At 55.4% G+C, this 18,378-nt stretch carries 13 protein-coding genes; 12 read left to right on the top strand and 1 reads right to left on the bottom strand.

What is annotated here, in order from left to right; genetic code table 11:
- Positions 1–46 precede the first annotated feature (46 nt).
- A complete protein-coding gene (bfr, locus tag NUV89_RS02260) occupies positions 47–511 on the top strand; it encodes a bacterioferritin (protein ID WP_015886133.1) in 465 nt (154 codons plus the stop codon).
- Between the two features lie 66 nt (positions 512–577).
- Here the strand turns inward: bfr and uvrA are convergent, their stop codons facing one another.
- Positions 578–3,412, bottom strand: coding sequence for an excinuclease ABC subunit UvrA (gene uvrA, locus NUV89_RS02255; RefSeq protein WP_257780143.1), 2,835 nt, complete (start codon positions 3,410–3,412; stop codon positions 578–580).
- A gap of 178 nt (positions 3,413–3,590) precedes the next feature.
- Here uvrA and NUV89_RS02250 point away from each other — a divergent pair, with 178 nt between their 5' ends.
- The 11 genes from NUV89_RS02250 (at position 3,591) to pglX (ending at position 18,066) form a co-directional block, all read left to right on the top strand.
- Positions 3,591–4,985 (top strand): MFS transporter, encoded by a 1,395-nt coding sequence (locus tag NUV89_RS02250; protein ID WP_257780142.1) that lies wholly within the window; start codon positions 3,591–3,593, stop codon positions 4,983–4,985.
- Positions 4,986–4,994: 9 nt separating this feature from the next.
- On the top strand, positions 4,995–5,510 hold the full coding sequence (locus NUV89_RS02245; protein WP_003232445.1) for a single-stranded DNA-binding protein: 516 nt from the start codon (positions 4,995–4,997) through the stop codon (positions 5,508–5,510).
- Positions 5,511–5,922: 412 nt separating this feature from the next.
- Entirely contained in the window at positions 5,923–6,180 is a 258-nt protein-coding gene (locus NUV89_RS02240) for a hypothetical protein (RefSeq protein WP_257780141.1), read from the top strand.
- Between the two features lie 3 nt (positions 6,181–6,183).
- Positions 6,184–6,597 (top strand): hypothetical protein, encoded by a 414-nt coding sequence (locus NUV89_RS02235; RefSeq protein ID WP_257780140.1) that lies wholly within the window; start codon positions 6,184–6,186, stop codon positions 6,595–6,597.
- On the top strand, positions 6,597–6,824 hold the full coding sequence (locus NUV89_RS02230; RefSeq protein ID WP_257780139.1) for a VPA1267 family protein: 228 nt from the start codon (positions 6,597–6,599) through the stop codon (positions 6,822–6,824). Before NUV89_RS02235 ends, NUV89_RS02230 begins: the two co-directional genes overlap by 1 nt.
- Positions 6,825–7,233: 409 nt before the next feature.
- Complete coding sequence (locus NUV89_RS02225; protein ID WP_257780138.1) at positions 7,234–7,830, top strand: DUF1819 family protein; 597 nt, start codon at positions 7,234–7,236, stop codon at positions 7,828–7,830.
- Positions 7,821–8,399 (top strand): DUF1788 domain-containing protein, encoded by a 579-nt coding sequence (locus NUV89_RS02220; RefSeq protein ID WP_257780137.1) that lies wholly within the window; start codon positions 7,821–7,823, stop codon positions 8,397–8,399. The genes NUV89_RS02225 and NUV89_RS02220 overlap by 10 nt, the downstream gene beginning before the upstream one ends.
- A gap of 5 nt (positions 8,400–8,404) precedes the next feature.
- Positions 8,405–12,082, top strand: coding sequence for a BREX system P-loop protein BrxC (gene brxC, locus NUV89_RS02215; protein ID WP_257780136.1), 3,678 nt, complete (start codon positions 8,405–8,407; stop codon positions 12,080–12,082).
- A gap of 9 nt (positions 12,083–12,091) precedes the next feature.
- Complete coding sequence (locus tag NUV89_RS02210; protein ID WP_257780135.1) at positions 12,092–13,828, top strand: DUF262 domain-containing protein; 1,737 nt, start codon at positions 12,092–12,094, stop codon at positions 13,826–13,828.
- A gap of 27 nt (positions 13,829–13,855) precedes the next feature.
- Entirely contained in the window at positions 13,856–14,479 is a 624-nt protein-coding gene (locus NUV89_RS02205; RefSeq protein WP_257780134.1) for a hypothetical protein, read from the top strand.
- Positions 14,476–18,066 carry a BREX-1 system adenine-specific DNA-methyltransferase PglX gene (pglX, locus tag NUV89_RS02200; RefSeq protein WP_257780133.1) on the top strand — a complete coding sequence of 1,197 codons (3,591 nt, stop codon included), beginning with the start codon at positions 14,476–14,478 and terminating at the stop codon, positions 18,064–18,066. The genes NUV89_RS02205 and pglX overlap by 4 nt, the downstream gene beginning before the upstream one ends.
- Positions 18,067–18,378: the final 312 nt, after the last annotated feature.

Here is an 18,378-nt window from a genome sequence, read left to right as displayed (position 1 = left end):
CAGCATGGTTCAAACTACAGTCTTTCAAGCAGGGAGATGTAGGGCGATGCAAGGTCACCCCGACGTAATCGATTACCTCAACACGTTGCTGACGGGCGAACTGGCAGCTCGTGACCAATATTTCATCCACTCGCGTATGTACGAAGACTGGGGCTTTACCGAGCTCTACGAACGTATCAACCACGAAATGGAAGAAGAGGCACAGCACGCCGACGCACTGATGCGCCGCATCCTGATGCTCGAAGGCACGCCGCGCATGCGTCCCGACGACCTGGATGTCGGTACCACAGTCCCTGACATGCTCGCTGCCGACCTGCGATTGGAATACAAAGTCCGGGCTGCACTGTGCAAGGGCATCGAGTTGTGCGAGCAGCACAACGACTATGTCACCCGTGAAATCCTGCGTGTGCAGTTGAACGACACCGAAGAAGATCACACTTACTGGCTGGAAAAGCAGTTGGGCCTGATCAAGCTGGTCGGCCTGGAGAATTACCTGCAATCGCAGTTCTGATTCCCGGCCATAAAAAAGCCCCTGTCGCCTTAACGGTGACAGGGGCTTTTTGTTGGGCCCAATAAATTAGGCCCGGTCGCGCGCCAACAACGGTTTGAGGTAGTAACCGGTGTGCGACTGCGGCATCTCGGAGACTTCCTCCGGTGTGCCCACCGCGATGATCTGGCCACCCTTGGAGCCACCTTCAGGCCCCAGGTCCACCAGCCAGTCAGCCGTCTTGATTACATCGAGGTTGTGTTCGATCACGACTACGGTGTTGCCGTGGTCGCGCAAGCGATGCAGCACGTCGAGCAATTGCTGGATATCCGCGAAGTGTAGGCCGGTGGTCGGCTCATCCAGGATATACAAGGTCTTGCCAGTATCACGCTTGGACAGCTCGCGCGACAGCTTCACCCTTTGCGCCTCGCCGCCGGACAACGTGGTCGCCGACTGCCCCAGCTTAATGTACGACAGACCCACATCCATTAACGTCTGCAGCTTGCGCGCCAACGCCGGAACCGCATCGAAGAACACCCGTGCTTCCTCGATGGTCATCTCCAGGGTTTCGTGGATGCTCTTGCCCTTGTACTTGATCTCCAGGGTCTCGCGGTTGTAGCGCTTGCTCTTGCATACATCGCAGGGCACGTAGATGTCCGGCAGGAAGTGCATCTCCACCTTAATCAGGCCATCGCCCTGGCACGCTTCGCAGCGCCCGCCCTTGACGTTGAACGAGAACCGGCCAGGCCCGTAGCCCCGTGAGCGGGACTCCGGGACACCCGCAAACAACTCGCGAATCGGTGTGAACAGCCCGGTGTAGGTCGCCGGGTTCGAGCGCGGCGTACGGCCAATCGGGCTTTGGTCGATATCGACCACTTTGTCCAAGTGCTCCAGGCCCTTGATGCTGTCATGCGCTGCTGCTTCAAGAGTTGTCGCGCCGTTCAAGGCGGTGGCACTCAACGGGAACAGGGTGTTGTTAATCAACGTCGACTTGCCTGAGCCGGAAACACCCGTCACGCAGGTCAGCAGGCCCAGGGGGATTTCCAGGTCCACGTTACGCAAGTTGTTGCCACGAGCGCCCTTGAGGTGCAGTGCCAGCTTCTTGTTGCGTGGTGTGCGCTTGGCCGGCACTTCAATCTTCACACGGCCGGACAGGTACTTGCCCGTCAGCGAGTCCGGGTGCGCCATGACTTCGGCAGGTGTGCCCTCGGCGACAATGTGCCCACCATGAACACCCGCGCCCGGGCCGATATCGACGACGTAATCTGCCAGGCGAATCGCATCTTCATCGTGTTCGACCACGATCACGGTGTTGCCGATATCCCGCAGGTGTTTCAGCGTGCCGAGCAAGCGGTCGTTGTCGCGTTGGTGCAAACCGATCGACGGTTCGTCGAGGATGTACAGCACCCCCACAAGCCCCGCGCCAATCTGGCTGGCCAGGCGAATCCGCTGGGCTTCACCGCCGGACAGCGTATCGGCGCTGCGATCCAGCGACAGGTAGTCCAGGCCCACATTGACCAGGAACTGCAAGCGCTCGCGAATTTCCTTGAGGATCTTGTCGGCAATCTCGCCGCGACGGCCGGTGAGCTTGAGCACGCCAAAGTATTCACAGGCGTCGCCGATAGGCAGGTTGGTCACCGCCGGCAACGTCTTCTCACCCACCCACACATGCCGCGCCTCACGACGCAGGCGCGTGCCGCGGCAATCCGGGCAGGGTTGGGTGCTGAGGAATTTCGCCAGCTCTTCACGCACGCTGGCCGATTCGGTTTCGCGGTAGCGGCGCTCCAGGTTGGGCACGATGCCTTCGAACGGGTGGGAGCGCTTGACGATGTCGCCGCGGTCGTTCAGGTATTTGAAGTCGACATTCTGCGAACCGCTGCCATGGAGGATGACTTTCTGCTGATCCGCCGGCAGTTGGTTGAACGGCACTTCCAGGCTGAATTTGTAGTGGGAGGCCAACGACCCCAGCATCTGGAAGTAATAGACGTTACGCCTGTCCCAACCACGTATCGCACCTTCGGCCAAGGTCAGCTCGCCATTGACCAGGCGCTTGATGTCGAAGAACTGCTTCACGCCGAGGCCATCGCACGTCGGGCAGGCGCCGGCCGGGTTGTTGAAGGAGAACAGCTTGGGTTCCAGCTCGCTGATGGCGTGGCCACAGATCGGGCAGGCAAAGCGCGCGGAGAAGATGATTTCTTCACCCGGCTCGTCGTCCATCGGCGCCACCAGGGCAATGCCATCCGCCAGCTTCAAGGCCGTCTCGAACGATTCAGCCAGGCGCTGCTGCAGGTCAGCCCGTACCTTGAAGCGGTCCACCACCACATCGATGGAGTGCTTCTTCTGCTTGTCGAGCTTCGGCGCTTCGTCCAGCTCATAGAGCTTGCCGTTGATCCGCGCACGTACAAAACCTTGTGCGCGAAGCTCTTCGAAGACGGAGAGATGTTCGCCCTTGCGCTCGCGAATCACCGGCGCGAGCAACATCAGCTTGGCGCCTTCCGGCTGGGCCAGCACCAGGTCAACCATCTGGCTGACGGTCTGGGCTTCCAGGGGAATGTCGTGGTCGGGGCAACGCGGAATACCCACGCGTGCATACAACAGACGCAGGTAATCGTAGATTTCGGTGATGGTGCCCACGGTGGAGCGCGGGTTGTGGGAGGTTGATTTCTGCTCGATGGAGATCGCCGGCGACAGGCCTTCAATGGTGTCGACGTCGGGCTTTTCCATCATCGACAGGAACTGCCGGGCATAGGCCGACAGCGATTCCACATAGCGCCGCTGGCCTTCGGCGTACAGCGTATCGAACGCCAGGGACGATTTGCCGGACCCCGACAAACCGGTGATGACGATCAGTTTGTCCCGGGGCAGGGTCAGGTCGATGTTCTTCAGGTTGTGGGTTCTAGCCCCACGAATCAGGATCTTGTCCAAGATGGCCTCGCACGGCGGGCGTAAATAATGCCGGAGTATACGGCTAAAGACTGGATGAATATACACTGTCAAATGGCCGCTTGCAGCCTTACATGAAAGCTGCGCGGCAAAGCGCCGCATATACCCTCTCAATCGATGGGACTGGTAGAATCGCCGCCGGTTCACACGAGGTTTTTCCATGCACGATCCCCACAGCGAACGCATGAGTAGCGGCGAGACCCGAGCGGCAAGCGGTCTGGCCCTGGTGTTCGCCTTCCGTATGCTTGGCATGTTCATGGTGTTGCCGGTACTGGCGACCTATGGGATGGATCTCGCAGGCGCGACCCCCGCCCTGATCGGCCTGGCGATTGGCGCCTATGGCCTGACCCAGGCGATTTTCCAGATTCCATTCGGGATCATTTCCGACCGCATTGGCCGCCGCCCGGTGATTTACCTGGGGCTGATCGTGTTCGCCCTCGGCAGTGTGCTCGCGGCCCAGTCGGATTCGATCTGGGGGGTGATTGCTGGCCGTGTCCTACAGGGCGCCGGGGCGATTTCTGCTGCCGTCATGGCACTGCTGTCGGACTTGACCCGCGAACAACACCGCACCAAGGCCATGGCCATGATCGGCATGACCATCGGCCTGTCGTTTGCCGTGGCCATGGTGGTCGGCCCCTTGCTGACCCGTGCCTTCGGCCTGCACGGCTTGTTCCTCGCCACGGGCGGCATGGCGCTGTTCGGCATCGTGATCGTGGCCTTCATGGTGCCGCGCTCCACTGGCACGCTGCAGCACCGCGAATCGGGTGTTGCGCGCAAGGCGTTGTTGCCGACGCTCAAGCACCCCGACCTGCTGCGCCTGGATTTAGGTATCTTCGTATTACACGCCATGCTGATGTGCAGCTTCGTCGCCTTGCCCCTGGCGCTGGTGGAAAAAGCCGGCCTGCCCAAGGAACAGCACTGGTGGGTCTATCTCACTGCGCTGCTGATTTCGTTCTTCGCCATGATTCCGTTCATCATCTACGGCGAGAAGAAACGCAAAATGAAACGAGTTTTGCTGGGCGCCGTCGCGACGCTGATGCTCACTGAGCTATTCTTCTGGCAGTTCGGCGACAGCCTGCGAGCGCTGGTAATCGGTACGGTGGTGTTTTTCACCGCATTCAACCTGCTAGAGGCCTCACTGCCTTCGCTGATCAGTAAAGTTTCACCGGCCGGTGGCAAGGGCACGGCGATGGGGGTGTATTCCACCAGCCAGTTCCTCGGTTCTGCACTGGGCGGCATCATGGGTGGCTGGATGTTCCAGCATGGCGGTTTGTCGGTTGTGTTCCTTGGATGCGCTGGGCTGGCTGCACTTTGGCTGGTCTTTGCTGTTACCATGCGCGAACCTCCCTACGTCACAAGTCTGCGTTTGCCGCTATCGCCCGAGGCGATCCGTGAGAGCGGTCTGGTAGAGCGCCTCAAGGCCATCGTAGGGGTAACCGATGCAGTCGTGGTTGCTGAAGAGGCAGCCATTTACATCAAATTGGACACCGAATTATTGGACCGCGCGACGCTTGAGCAACTGGTCAATCCAGTGCCGACAGCGCGCCCAGCCTAGGAGAACGTTATGGCCCGTGGGGTTAACAAAGTCATATTGGTCGGTACATGCGGCCAGGATCCCGAAGTTCGCTACTTGCCTAACGGTAACGCCGTGACCAACCTGAGTCTGGCGACCAGCGAACAGTGGACCGACAAGCAAACCGGCCAGAAGGTCGAGAAAACCGAATGGCACCGTGTGTCGATGTTCGGCAAGGTGGCAGAGATTGCCGGTGAGTACCTGCGTAAAGGTTCGCAGGTCTATATCGAAGGCAAGCTGCAAACCCGCGAGTGGGAAAAAGACGGCATCAAGCGTTACACCACCGAAATCGTGGTCGACATGCAAGGCACCATGCAACTGCTGGGCGGCCGTCCGCAGGGCGACCAACAGGGCCAGGGCGGCATGTCCAACTCGGCACCGCGTCCACAGCAGTCGCGTCCGCAGCCAAGCCAGCAGCCTCAGCGTGAGTCGCGTCCAGCGCCACAACAGGCCGCTCCGCAACCGGCCCCGGATTTCGACAGCTTTGATGACGATATCCCGTTCTGAGATCCACCAGAGACTTTTCTGTAAAGTTTCCCCCGAGAACCCCCGCATTGCGGGGGTTTTCGCGTTTTTGGGGTGTAAAAAATAAATTGACTGTTTTTTACTAGGCTCATACCTTGAATTTACGTATGGAATTCGAGGTGTGTATGCAGTTATCGGTCAGACGGTTTCAGGGAGAGTCGGGGGAGAGATTTTCGATCCTGGTCGATGACACAGGTATGACCGACTCATTCTTGCAGTCAGTGATGTAGTAACCCGTTGCAACGCACTGAAGAGCGATCTCGCCAATGACTAATATTTTTCTGTTTGTCCCCAAGGCCCAGCTTTCCAGTCGGCAGCACCTGGACGAGTTCATCCTCATGTGCCGGGACAGGCTTACAGTTTTTGGCGCCGATCTCGACTGGTACAGTAATGCGTGGCCAACGAGGACGGTATCTACGGTGCAGATCGCTGGAGTCAGCATCAGATCAAAACCCTCGAACGAGCTGATCAACTGATCGAAATTCTGGAGTCGAAGGATACACCCGACGGCACGATCATTCGTTTAAGCAATGACCAGGAGTTCAGTCCGCTGAAGCGTGCTATTGCTGCCCGATCAACTGCCCCGAGCCTACCTGCACCCGAAAACGACGAGCCGGACATGGACGAGCTCCGTGCACTGATGGGGATGTAAGGCATGGCAAAGCACTTGAGTCCGAAAGACCTGGATATGATTGTCGGCTTGATTGACGGTTGGGAAGGAAAGCTCGCCTGGGAGGCGCTTTGCGATGCCATTGAGCCGTTGCTAGGGTCACGGCCTACTCGGCAAACCTTGAATTCTCACGAGAAGATTAAGAGCGCGTTCACCCACCAAAAAGCCAGGCTGAAGTCCGGTTTTGTTTCAACCAAGCGACCTGCCAGCCTCAGCATCGCTGAGCAGAGAATTCGTCGGCTGGAGGCTGAAAATCACCGACTAGAGCGTGAGAACGAACGGTTGTTGGAGCGGTTCATGCGTTGGCAGTACAACGCCCATAAATTCAACGTGTCGGCGGACAAGCTTGATGCTCCGCTGCCGTTTGTTGACCGTGACTCCTCAGAGGCGAAATCCTGATGGCTAACGGGCAGCAGATTGCTGAACAAAACCACGCTGCTTTTCTTGCCTGGGCAACCTCGAAGTCCGACGGTGACTTCAGAGAGTACGTTCACCGGGGCAAGCTGAAGCGTTCCGACATCGCAACTGAGTGCGGGTTCGGGAAGAGTGCTCTCGTGCAGAATCCGGCCATCCGTTCGGCGCTGGAGAGCCTTGAGGCTGAACTCAGGGTGGCAGGGGTATGCTGATCAACATCAGTGTACGCATCACCAGCATCCGTTCTGCTAACCGCAAGGGGAGTATCGCATTCGGTCACCTTTCAGCCTGGCGCCTCCGTGTCGTTGATCGCTCGCGAACATGACGTCAAAGCCAACCTGGTATGAGATTGTTGATCCGGTACCAGCTTAAGAAAATTGTAACTATCCGGACAAGACACCTTCCTGGCGCCGTCGCTTAAGGCGATACCAGCCGACGTTGCGGGCGAGTGAGATTACCGACCTGTTGCCGTATCGGTGGGCGCCCGTTTAGTCACGCAAGGTGAGTTGGCGGAACGCTGACAGAAAATTAAATAGACCTTGAGATATTCAGCGCTAGCGCTAGCCGGGTCAGACTCTCAAAATAGGGTGTTTTACACGTTTGAAAAAACCAGAGTCATCCATGAGCAGTCCATACCAAGCCAACTTCACGCAGTGCTCTCTGATCGTGCCTGAGACCCGAATCGTTGCCGCGCTGTTATTGCAGGGTGTAGACGTTCAGGAGTGGGATAGGCAGATACGCGACTTGAATGTGCTGCAAAAGCGTACGGCTAGGACTGCCGATACCTATGCCAATCTGGCCCGTTTACGTCTGCAAACCATGAGCACTGATTTGTGGGCGCTGGTACGGGATGGTAGCGCTCCCATCGCCACCCACGCCGCTCTTGCCGTCACGGTTAAGTTCTCGCCGTTATTCGGGGACTTCCTGCGTACGGTTGTGCGCGATCAGTTCCGCCGTTTCGCCACCCATATAGAAGCGCGTCACTGGGACGCCTACATTGAAGACAGCCTGCGTGCGCAACCGAATATGCCTACCCTCAGCGACTCCACACGGGTTAAGTTAAGGCAAAATGCCATGCGTATGCTGGCGGAGGCTGGTTTCATCGAGAACACCCGTAGCTTGCGCCTACGCAGTCAGCAGATAGAACCAGCGGTTCTTCACTATTTACGTCAACACAATGAGCATTACGTGCTCGATTGCCTTCAGGTATGCCCGTGACCGACCTCGACGAACGCCTCAATAAAATCCTGGATAAGGTCACCTCCGATGACTTTCTCGGTGGTCAGGGCTTGGGCAACGAGGTGCCGTTCTATGCCTTCGATTATCTGCCGCAGGATGAAGTGAAGGTGCGCGAGCACGTCCGGTTTCTCCAAGGGGCGATTATCAAGCGCCGCCCTGAACTCAAGGTTGCCTTTATCAACCTGTTCGAGCTGATGCTCGACATGCTGAAAGACCGCAACAAATTGGATCAATCCATAGAGATGCAAGCCAAGAAAGGTGACGACTACATGCTCAAGGCCCTCAAGGCACCACTTGATGCAGGCAAGGTCGCCAAAGAACTGGTTGATCGCTATCCGCCAAGTGAGTTTGGCCTGCTGGTCATCAACGGTGTCGGCAGTGCCTACCCGCTGATTCGCACCCACAACCTTCTGAATAACCTCCAGCCGTTTATGGGGCAGACCCCGTTGGTGGTTTTCTATCCCGGCCTCTATGACGGCCAATCGCTAAAGCTGTTCGGTCAGCTGGGCGAGAAACCCTATTACCGCGCTTTCCGACTGGTGAGCTGAACAGGATGTCCACCGTGCAAATCAAGAGTCTGTTTACCCGCTCTATTCACCGCTCGATCAACGGCGTGATCAAGGCTGACCAGGATGACGCTGAGTCCGTCTGGCAAGAGCTGGATGAGTACGTCATCACCCGCGAGTTGGATCAGCATCTGCGCAGCTTTTTTGAAAGCTACCTGGCTGCCCTGGACAAGCCTCAGGATGCGTCGGGGCGAGTAGGGGTGTGGATCTCCGGTTTCTTCGGTTCGGGTAAATCGCACTTCTTGAAGATCCTCTCCTACCTGCTGGAAAACAAACAGGTCAGCAAGGACGCCGTCACGCGCCAGGCCATCGATTTTTTTGAGCGCAAAATCGCCGACCCGATGCTCGCCGCTGATATCAAGCGCGCCATCGCCGCCGAGACAGATGTGCTGCTGTTCAACATCGACAGCAAGGCTGATAGCGGTGACGGCCGCGACGCCATCCTTCGTGTCTTCCTGAAGATCTTCAACGAGCGCCTGGGCTTCTGCGGCGATCACCCGCATATCGCTCACATGGAGCGTCACCTGGACGACCTGGGCAAGTTTGCTGGGTTCAAGCAGGCATTCGCTGACGCTTCAGGCTCAACTTGGGAAGATGAGCGCGACGCCTACCATTTCCAGGTTGATGCGTTGGCTACGGCCCTGTCGAAAACCCTTGGGCAGGAAATCAAGGATGCCGATGCTTGGGTGGAACGTTTTGAAAACGACTTCAGCCTCAACGTCGAAAGCTTCGCCAAATGGGTGAAGGAGTACCTAGATAAGCGCGGCAAGGATCAACGCATCGTGTTCCTGGTGGACGAAGTCGGCCAGTTCATTGGCCAGGACACACACCTAATGCTCAGCCTGCAAACCATCACCGAAAACCTCGGTACGATCTGTGGTGGTCGCGCCTGGGTTCTGGTTACCTCGCAGGAGGACATCGACGCTGTGCTGGGTGAAGTACGCGCCTCCAAGGCTAACGACTTCTCCAAGATTCAGGGTCGCTTCAAAACCCGCTTGTCGCTGTCCAGCGGCAACGTCGATGAAGTCATCCAGCGTCGCCTGCTCGACAAAGAACCAGAGCCCAAGGATGCCCTGCGCAAGATCTACCGCGAGAAGGCTGACATCCTGCGCAACCAGCTCAGCTTCACCAACACCGGTCGCACATACAAAGCGTTCACCGACGAAGACAATTTCGCCGCCGTTTACCCCTTTGTGCCGTATCAGTTCCAGCTGGTGCAGCGCATTTTTGAAAGCATTCGTAAGGCGGGTGCCACCGGTACCCACTTGGCCCGAGGCGAGCGCTCGCTGCTGGATGCGTTCCAATCAGCCGCCAAGGCCGTCAGTGATAAAAACGTCGGCGTCCTGGTACCGCTTTACCGCTTCTATCCGTCTATCGAGGGCTTCCTTGAGGGCGTGGTCAAATCGACCATTGACAATGCCGCCAGTAACCCAAGCCTGCAAGAATTCGATCCCTTTGTGTTGAAGACTCTGTTCCTCATCCGATACGTCGATGAGATCAAGGGCAATGTCGATAACCTGATCACCCTGTTTATCGATGAGATCGACGCTGACCGCCAAGGTCTGCGCAAGCAGATTGAAGACAGTCTTCAGCGTCTGGAAAAGGAAACCCTGGTCAGTCGTAACGGCGATGACTTTTTCTTTCTGACCAATGAAGAACGTGACATCAGCCGCGAGATAAAGGACGTCGACCTCACTAGCGCCGACGAGGCGCGCGAGCTGGGTCAGCTGCTGTTTGATGAAGCGCTGCGTGGCCAGCGCAAGTTCCGCTTCTCCGACAACGGCAAAGACTTTGGCCTCAATCGCCAGTGCGATCTGCATCCCCTAGGCAACCGCATTGATGGCGACCTGCTGATCTCGGTCATCAGCCCACTGGTGGATGATCGTGGCACTTGGAATGAGCAGCGCTGCATCCTTGAATCCAGTCAGGGTGACGGCAGTGTGCTCTTGCGTCTGGAGGACGAGCGTGACCTGGCCCGTGAACTTCGTCTGTACCTGCAAACCGACAAGTACATCACGCGCAAAAACGACGGCACATTGCCGCACAACACCAAGCGCATCCTTCAGGATCGTGCAGAGGAAAACCGCCAGCGCCGCCAGCGCCTGAGTACCACCGTGGATCGTCTGCTGCGGGAGGCCGAGGTGTATGTGGCAGGCAACAAACTCGAAACCAAGGCTTCCAGTGCACCGATGTTAGCGGAGGAGGCGCTCGACTACCTGGTGCGTAATACATTCAGCAAGCTGGGCTACATCCAGCACCTGAGCAGCGACCCTCAGAAAGAAATCCAGACCATGCTGGCCACGCCGCAAACGCCGGGCCTTGGTTTGGAGAGCACTGGCGAAGCCAACCCGCGTGCCCTCAAAGAGGTTAGCCAGCACATTGAATTGCTCGCCTCACAATCGCGACGCATCGTCCTGCATGACCTAGCGGAGACTCACTACGGTCGTCGGCCCTGTGGTTGGCCGGAATGGGAAACCGTACTGCTGGTCGTGCGCCTGATGCTCAAAGGCGAAGTCAGCCTGATCGGTAACGGTGGCCCGCTGGCACCGCAGCAAATATGGAATGAAATCTCCACCCCGGCGCGCTGGCGCACCACCGAAATTCAGAAGCGCCAACAGGTCGGCTCCGGCGAGCTGCAAAAAGCCCGCCAGCAATTCAAAGAGGTGTTTCAGAAGATCGCCCCGGATGGCGAGGACAGTCTCTACAGCCTTCTTCAAAACAGTCTGGCTACCTGGGAGGTTGAGTTCAAACAGTGGCGCGCATTGGCACAGACCGGTCAGTACCCGGGTTTGGACGACATCGACCAGGGCCTTAAGTTGATTGGCAAACTCAAGACAGCTCCGGATAGCTTTGATGCCATTCAGCTGTTCCTCAAGGAACGCAGTGCACTGCTCGACCTCTCTGACAGCTACGGCGATCTGGATAACTTCTACAGCAGCCAGAAATCCGCCTGGGACAAACTAGGTGCGGCTCAGCGGGACTTCCAGCCCAACCGGCCCAAGCTGGAGAAGGATGAAAAAGCCGCTCGTGCACTGGCTCGCATCGACGAAATCCTCAGTGCCAAAGCACCGTTCAATCTCATTCGCGAAGGTGAAGGGCTGATCCAAACGATCACCCAGATCAACGACGGCTTCCTGAGGGGGGCCCACGAGCGCGCGGATGCTTGGTTGGACAAGCAATTGGCCAAGGTCAACACCGAACTGGATGACCTGCAAGCAAGCACGGATCAGCGCAACAAGAGCCTGCTCGCCCTGCAGAACCTCCGGCAGCGTATTAACAAACAGCGCAGCCTGGCCCATATCAATGACATGTTGGATGAGGCCCGCGATCTGGCCGATGCCGCTATCGATCATCTGCACCTGTTGGCCGAACAGGCCGCCGCCAAAGCTAAAGCAGCAGCCAGTGCACCGGCACCAATGCCCGTGGCATCTGGTAGCGGTAACCCTGGTCTGCCGGTAGCAGAGTCCTCTACTCCGATTGTTAATACGCCTGCGGCAGTTGTAGCTCCGGCGGCGCCAATCAAAAAACGCAGGGTAGTGGATGCTCAACTGCTTGCTGGCTCCGGTTATATCGAGACCCTGGCCGATATCGACAGCTTCCTTGCCAAACTGCGTAATGAGCTTGAGCAGGCAATCGCCGACAATCAACGCGTTGAAATTCGCTAAGGAACAGCCATGTACAAACCAGGCGGTACCATCAAGCAGCTGTTGGACAAGGTCGCTTCGCAGGAGTACATCCTGCCGGCGATTCAGCGTGAATTCGTTTGGTGGCCAGAGCAGATCTGTCGGTTGTTCGACAGTCTCATGCAGGGCTACCCCTTCGGAACTTTCCTGTTCTGGCGTATCGCACCGGAGAAGCGCCAAGAGTACCAGTTCTATGATTTTGTCCGTGACTACCATGAGCGCGACAACTATCACTGCGCTTTGCTGAAAGCCCTCCCCGAACGGGATCTCGTCGCGGTGCTCGACGGCCAGCAGCGTATGACGGCGCTTAACATTGGCTTGCGTGGCTCCTACGCCTGGAAGCTGCCAGGCAAATGGTGGTCGAGCAATGATGCCTTCCCGATCCGTCATCTTTACCTGGATCTGCTGGGCGAGCCTGATGTGGAAACCGGCTCCGAGTACCGTTTTGAGTTTCTCACTGAGACCGCTACGGAGCTAACGGGCGAAGGCCAACTGTGGCTTCGCATTAGTCGCGTCCTGCTCGAGAGCGAGGATGATCTGATCGACAGCTTGGACGAGCTTGATCTCAGTGGTGAACAGCGCCGGCAAGCGAAGAAAGTTCTCCGCCATCTCTACCGCACTGTTCACCACAAAGAGCTGATTAGCTACTACGAAGAAGCCGAGCAGGATCTTGGTCGTGTCCTGAATATCTTCATTCGTATGAACAGTGGCGGCACACCGCTTTCCTACTCGGATCTATTGCTATCCATTGCCGTGGCGCAGTGGTCGAAGCTTGATGCCCGGCAGGAGATTCATCAGCTCGTCGACCAGATGAACAAAGAGGGCGACCAGTTCAATTTCAGTAAAGACCTAGTGCTCAAAGCTGGTTTGATGTTGTCGGACATTGGCAGCGTCGGCTTCAAGGTGGAAAACTTCAACAAGGCCAACATGGCACTGCTGGAGGAAAACTGGTCACGCATACGCGAGGCATTGCTGCTTTCGGTTCGGTTGCTGGCCAGCTTTGGTTTCAACAGCCAGAACCTACGTGCCGACAGTGCCCTACTGCCTATCGCTTACTACCTCTTCGCCCGCCAACCTGGGGAGGGCTATTTGTCCCGCGTTGAGTACGCTCAGGATCGTGAAAATGTGCGTAAGTGGCTGATTCACAGCCTGCTCAAGGCTTCGGGGATCTGGGGCAGTGGTCTGGACACCCTACTGACTGCTTTGCGTGAGCAGATTCGTACCCATGCGCAGACGGGCTTCCCTGTATCTCAGATCGAAAGCGTGATGTCTGCGCGCGGTAAGACGCTTTCCTTCGCGGAGGAGGAGCTGGACGAGTTGGTCGAGCTTCCCTATGGCGACAAGCGAACTTTTGCTTTGCTCTCGCTGATCTTCCCAGGCTTCGACCTGTCCAGGCACTTCCATGTAGACCATATCTACCCGCAGGCTCGTTTCACCAAGCCTCAGCTGCGTAAAGCAGGTATCCCGGAGGAGTTGGTAGCAGAGGTGGCGGATAAGGCTAACCGTCTGGCTAACCTCCAGTTGCTCGAAGGCAGCATCAACAACCAAAAACGCCAGAAGATGCCACATGACTGGTACGCCCAGTTCAAGCCTGATGCCCTCGCGCGCCATCAGTATCTGGCGGGTTTAGAAATCACCGATCTCCCAGAAACGCTGGCGGCGTTCCCGGCATTTTATGAACAGCGTCGCAAGGCGCTCAGAGCCCGAATCGTTTCAGCCCTTCAGTAGCCATATTTGCCGTGGAGAAATGCCATCATGGAAGAGCCGCTGAAGGCTACCGACTGGCAGCGAATTACCGATGAGGTAAAGATTACCTATACCTCACACCTTGAGCTCTACAGCTTCAAAAAGTACCCCGCGCTCGATTATGAGACCTTCAAGAACACCTTCTCTGAGTTGGCAGAGAAGGTGGATCTATTGGCAGCGCTGCTTTGGAAGTGGGGGCACTGGGGCAAGGACGACTTTCCCTCCAAGCAGAAGTCCTTGATCGGCGAGATCGAGAGTCTGTGGCCTACTTTTCGAGGCTGGGCGTTATTTGCTGGTGATCAATTCACCCCCGAAGCCACTTTTCAATGGTGGGATAAGCGTTTGGGTAGGCTGCGCTATATCACCGTCGCCTACCTGACTCACCTGATCCATCCGCTACAGGTGCCAATCATCGACCAGCACAATTTCCGTGCGATGAATCATCTGCGGCGAATCCCGTCCGCCAAGAAAAAACCATCTACCTGGTGCGATATCGTCCGGCTCAAGCACTTTCTGCATGAGGCGAGCAAACGATTTCAACGCCCAGAAACTGAATTCGACAAATACCTAATGATGTATGGCCGTGCGCTCAAGCCGCGCAAGGTCAGATCGTCTCCCAAGGAACAGGCATGAACCGCTCTGCACTCAAGAAATACGCCCCTCAGGCCCGTCTCGACTTCATTGAGGCCGTTACCCTGCGTACCCGTCGTCTGGGGCTTGATCCGGCAATGTCGGTCAGTGTCGAACAAACGGGCGACGTATTGCTGATTGGTGGCCAGCCGTTCCCCGCCAGCGTTGCCAAGCAGCGCTCTGAGCTGGCTCGACGTATTCAGCAGCAGGGCTTTAATGCTGTGATCGAGGCGCTGGCTTACACCTGGTTTAACCGTCTGGTAGCCATCCGCTTTATGGAACTAAAAGGCTACCTGAGTCACGGCTATCGTGTGCTTAGCCACCCGCAAGGCCATCAACCTGAGATCCTCGATCACGTTCAGCATCTCGATTTACCTGGCTTGGACAAGGCTGAAGTTATCCGCCTGAAAACCGCAGGCAATCAGGACGAAGTGCTGTACCGTGAGATCCTTCTCGCCCAGTGCCATGAACTGCACCGAAACATGCCGTTCCTCTTCGAGGCGCTGGACGATGCCACCGAGCTGCTGCTCCCGGACAACCTCCTGCGCACCGATTCGCCTATTGCCCGCCTGGTCAGCGATATCGAAGAGGCCAACTGGCAAGAGGTAGAAATCATTGGCTGGCTCTACCAGTTCTATATCAGCGAAAAGAAGGACGAGGTGATCGGCAAGGTGGTCAAGAGCGAGGACATTCCTGCCGCCACTCAGCTATTTACCCCCAACTGGATCGTTCAGTACCTAGTGCAGAATAGCCTTGGTCGGCTCTGGTTAATGGCCAATTCTGGCTCTAACCTAAAAGAAAAAATGCCGTACTATGTTGACCCCGCCGAACAAACGCCGGAAGTTCTAACTCGGCTGGATGCATTGATCACAGTGCGGATGGATGAGGATGGCGGGACGCTTAACCCGGAGTCCCTCTCCATCCTAGATCCGGCCTGTGGTTCTGGTCATATTTTGGTTGAAGCGTACAACCTCCTGCGCGCCATCTATGAGGAGCGTGGTTATCGCCTGCGCGATATTCCACGGCTGATCCTGCAAAAGAACTTATTCGGGTTGGACATTGATGACCGTGCCGCGCAGCTTGCAGGTTTTGCCCTGTTGATGAAGGCTCGAGAGGATGATCACCGTCTGTTTGATGATGAAGGTAACCCTCCGCGCTTGAATGTGCTGGCCGTCCAGCAAAGTGCAGACTGGCCAGATGAGGAAATAGCTCAGACCATCATCAATGCTGCGATTCAGATCGAAGGTGGAGAAGAATTCCACTCTGGACAATTGTTTGGTGGTGGGCAGCTTGCGACCCAGCATAGCTCCGGGCTTACCGTTCTCGACGTGCGGCAACTGATACAACTGTTTGAGAATGGCAAAACTTTTGGTTCTCTTATCCGCGTGCCTGATGCTCTTAAGAATAAGTTGGGGAGTATGATCGATCTGCTCACGAGCGTGCTTGATCGCGGAGATGACTTGTCCAGAAGTTATGCTAAACAGGTGCTGGAGCAGTTTGCTTTGCCTGCAAATATCTTAAAGCTGCAATACGATGTCGTTGTAGCGAATCCACCCTATATGGGCGCTAATGGTATGAATCAAGCGCTTAAAGGATTTGCTAAGAAGTATTTTGCGGCGAGTAAGGCTGACTTGTTTGCAATGTTCATTGAGCGAGGATTTTTTTGGAGTAAATCTTCCGGATTTAACAGTATGGTAACAATGCAGAGTTGGATGTTTATTGCGACATATGAGGGGATGAGAAGGAATATTTTGGCTGAGCGAGCTTTGTCCAGTCTTGTTCAAATTGGCTACAATAGCTTTCCTGAAATGAATTCAAAGGTAGCGCAGGCTTGCGCCTTTAGCTTTTTCGGTAGTTATCCCGCTGGCTTTTCTGGAGTTTACGTTGATCTAAACTCGGCATCGCAGGCTGCTGATAAGAGTGAGTTGTTCTTAGGTCGTACGGAAAATAATGTTTATACTGTCCCCCAAGAAGGCTTTAAAAGTCTTCCGGGGAGCCCGTTGGCGTATGGAGTGTCGGAGACTGTAAGAAATATTTTTTCCTCTTATGATCGGGTTTCTGAATACTATCCGGTTAAGTCTGGGATTATGACGGGGAATGATCCGCTGTATCTCAGGCTGTGGTTCGAAGTAAGTCATGCAAAGATAGGATTCGGTTTGAATGGCTCGGAGGAAATGAGTAATTATTGGTATCCGATGAGTAAAGGTGGAGAGTTTAGACGATGGTATGGTAATAGCGAGCATGTAATTAATTTGAGAGAGGGTGGGTTAGATATTAAAGATGGAGGTGGTAATTATAGGCTTCGTGATGAGCGATTTTATTTTAAGAGGTATGTAACGTGGTCTAGGATTACTTCGTCGAAAGTTGCATTTCGGGTTCTTGATGGAGGTGTGCTTTTTGCGGACGCGGCACCTGGGGTTTTTGCTGGAGAGAATTGCAATGCTTTGGCGGGTTTTTTAAATTCAAAACTTGTTGATTATTTCTTGAAGGGTATAAATCCAACATTAAATATTCAAACTAGTGATGTTGAGGTTCTGCCATATAAGTCTGTTGGTGATGTGTGTGTGGTGGATGATATTTGCTCGGCCTACAAGGATGATTGGGATTCGTTCGAAGGGTCGTGGGATTTTACTTCTCTACCTTTTATTAATTGTGCTTTTCAGTCTCGTCGGCTTTCTCACGTGTGGGAGGAGCGAGAACTATTAGCGAAGCAAATATTTTCGTCAGTTAAGGCACTTGAAGAGAAAAATAATCGTATTTATATAGATGCATATGGCCTGCAGAGTGAACTGTCAGCGGAAATTGCAGAAGAAGAAATTATGCTTGCGCCTGCTGAGCGCGACAAAGACATGAAGCGTTTAGTCTCCTACGCAGTTGGCTGTATGATGGGTCGCTACAGTCTTGATGAGCAAGGTCTAATCTACGCCAATTCTGGCGGTATTGATTTCGATCCTTCGCGGTATACCAAATTCCGTGCTGACTCTGACGGTATTATCCCGATCACTGACGAGTCTTGGTTCGAAGACGACGCTGCCGAGTGCATGCGTGAGTTTGTTAAGGTAGTCTGGGGTACAGATGCTCATGTGGAAAATATGGAATGGCTGGCCGATAGCCTGGGCCGCAAAGCAGGCGAATCTGCTGACGACGCCATCCGCCGCTATCTATCCACCAGCTTCTACAAAGATCACCTGCAAACCTACAAGAAGCGCCCAATTTACTGGTTGTTCTCCAGTGGTAAGCAAAAGGCCTTCGAGTGCCTGGTTTACCTGCACCGCTACAACGAAGGCACGCTCTCGCGCATGCGCATGGAGTATGTTGTTCCCCTGCAAAGCCGCATGCAGGCCCGCATCGATAAGCTTGCTGACGACATCAATAGCGCCACCGGCAGCGCTCAGCAGAAAGCCTTGCAAAAGCGCAAAGACAAATTCACCAAACAACTCGAAGAACTCCGCCGCTTTGACGAAACCCTGCGCCCCTACGCTGATCAACGGATCGCCCTCGATCTGGATGATGGTGTCAAGGTCAACTACGGGAAATTTGGTGATTTGCTGGCAGACGTCAAGTCGATTACCGGCGGAAAAGAAGATTAAATAATAAAATTTAATGGGCTGCGAGAAGGCTCTACTGCCTATGGGATAGAGCGTTCTCTCCATTCGCATGCAGAGAGCCAGATAGTCAGGCTGGTCTATGAGGGGCTAAGCCGCCGCAATCGACCAGTCTTGCTCATGGGTTGACCCGACTTAAGGTAGGCAGTGCGAGCGGCATTTGCTGGATTATGCATTCAAGCATCCGTTCTAGGCATAGCGCTGACGAAAGCCGGACAGGATCCAATGATGTGCCACCAGTATTAGAATCATCTGATGCCGGCGGCTTTCGGTTCGGTACGACCGCGTTCCGAAGAG

The organism is Pseudomonas sp. 18.1.10 (assembly GCF_024655625.1).
Lineage (GTDB): Bacteria > Pseudomonadota > Gammaproteobacteria > Pseudomonadales > Pseudomonadaceae > Aquipseudomonas.
The sequence above is the reverse complement of the archived record's forward strand: the minus strand, read 5'-3'. Positions and strand labels throughout refer to the sequence as shown.

Coding starts and splice junctions, on each gene's coding strand:
- NUV89_RS02210 (WP_257780135.1), top strand. CDS start 12,092: ATGTACAAACCAGGCGGTACCATCAAGCAGCTGTTGGACAAGGTCGCT.
- NUV89_RS02250 (WP_257780142.1), top strand. CDS start 3,591: ATGCACGATCCCCACAGCGAACGCATGAGTAGCGGCGAGACCCGAGCG.
- bfr (WP_015886133.1), top strand. CDS start 47: ATGCAAGGTCACCCCGACGTAATCGATTACCTCAACACGTTGCTGACG.
- NUV89_RS02235 (WP_257780140.1), top strand. CDS start 6,184: ATGGCAAAGCACTTGAGTCCGAAAGACCTGGATATGATTGTCGGCTTG.
- NUV89_RS02225 (WP_257780138.1), top strand. CDS start 7,234: ATGAGCAGTCCATACCAAGCCAACTTCACGCAGTGCTCTCTGATCGTG.
- pglX (WP_257780133.1), top strand. CDS start 14,476: ATGAACCGCTCTGCACTCAAGAAATACGCCCCTCAGGCCCGTCTCGAC.
- NUV89_RS02230 (WP_257780139.1), top strand. CDS start 6,597: ATGGCTAACGGGCAGCAGATTGCTGAACAAAACCACGCTGCTTTTCTT.
- brxC (WP_257780136.1), top strand. CDS start 8,405: ATGTCCACCGTGCAAATCAAGAGTCTGTTTACCCGCTCTATTCACCGC.
- NUV89_RS02220 (WP_257780137.1), top strand. CDS start 7,821: ATGCCCGTGACCGACCTCGACGAACGCCTCAATAAAATCCTGGATAAG.
- NUV89_RS02245 (WP_003232445.1), top strand. CDS start 4,995: ATGGCCCGTGGGGTTAACAAAGTCATATTGGTCGGTACATGCGGCCAG.
- NUV89_RS02205 (WP_257780134.1), top strand. CDS start 13,856: ATGGAAGAGCCGCTGAAGGCTACCGACTGGCAGCGAATTACCGATGAG.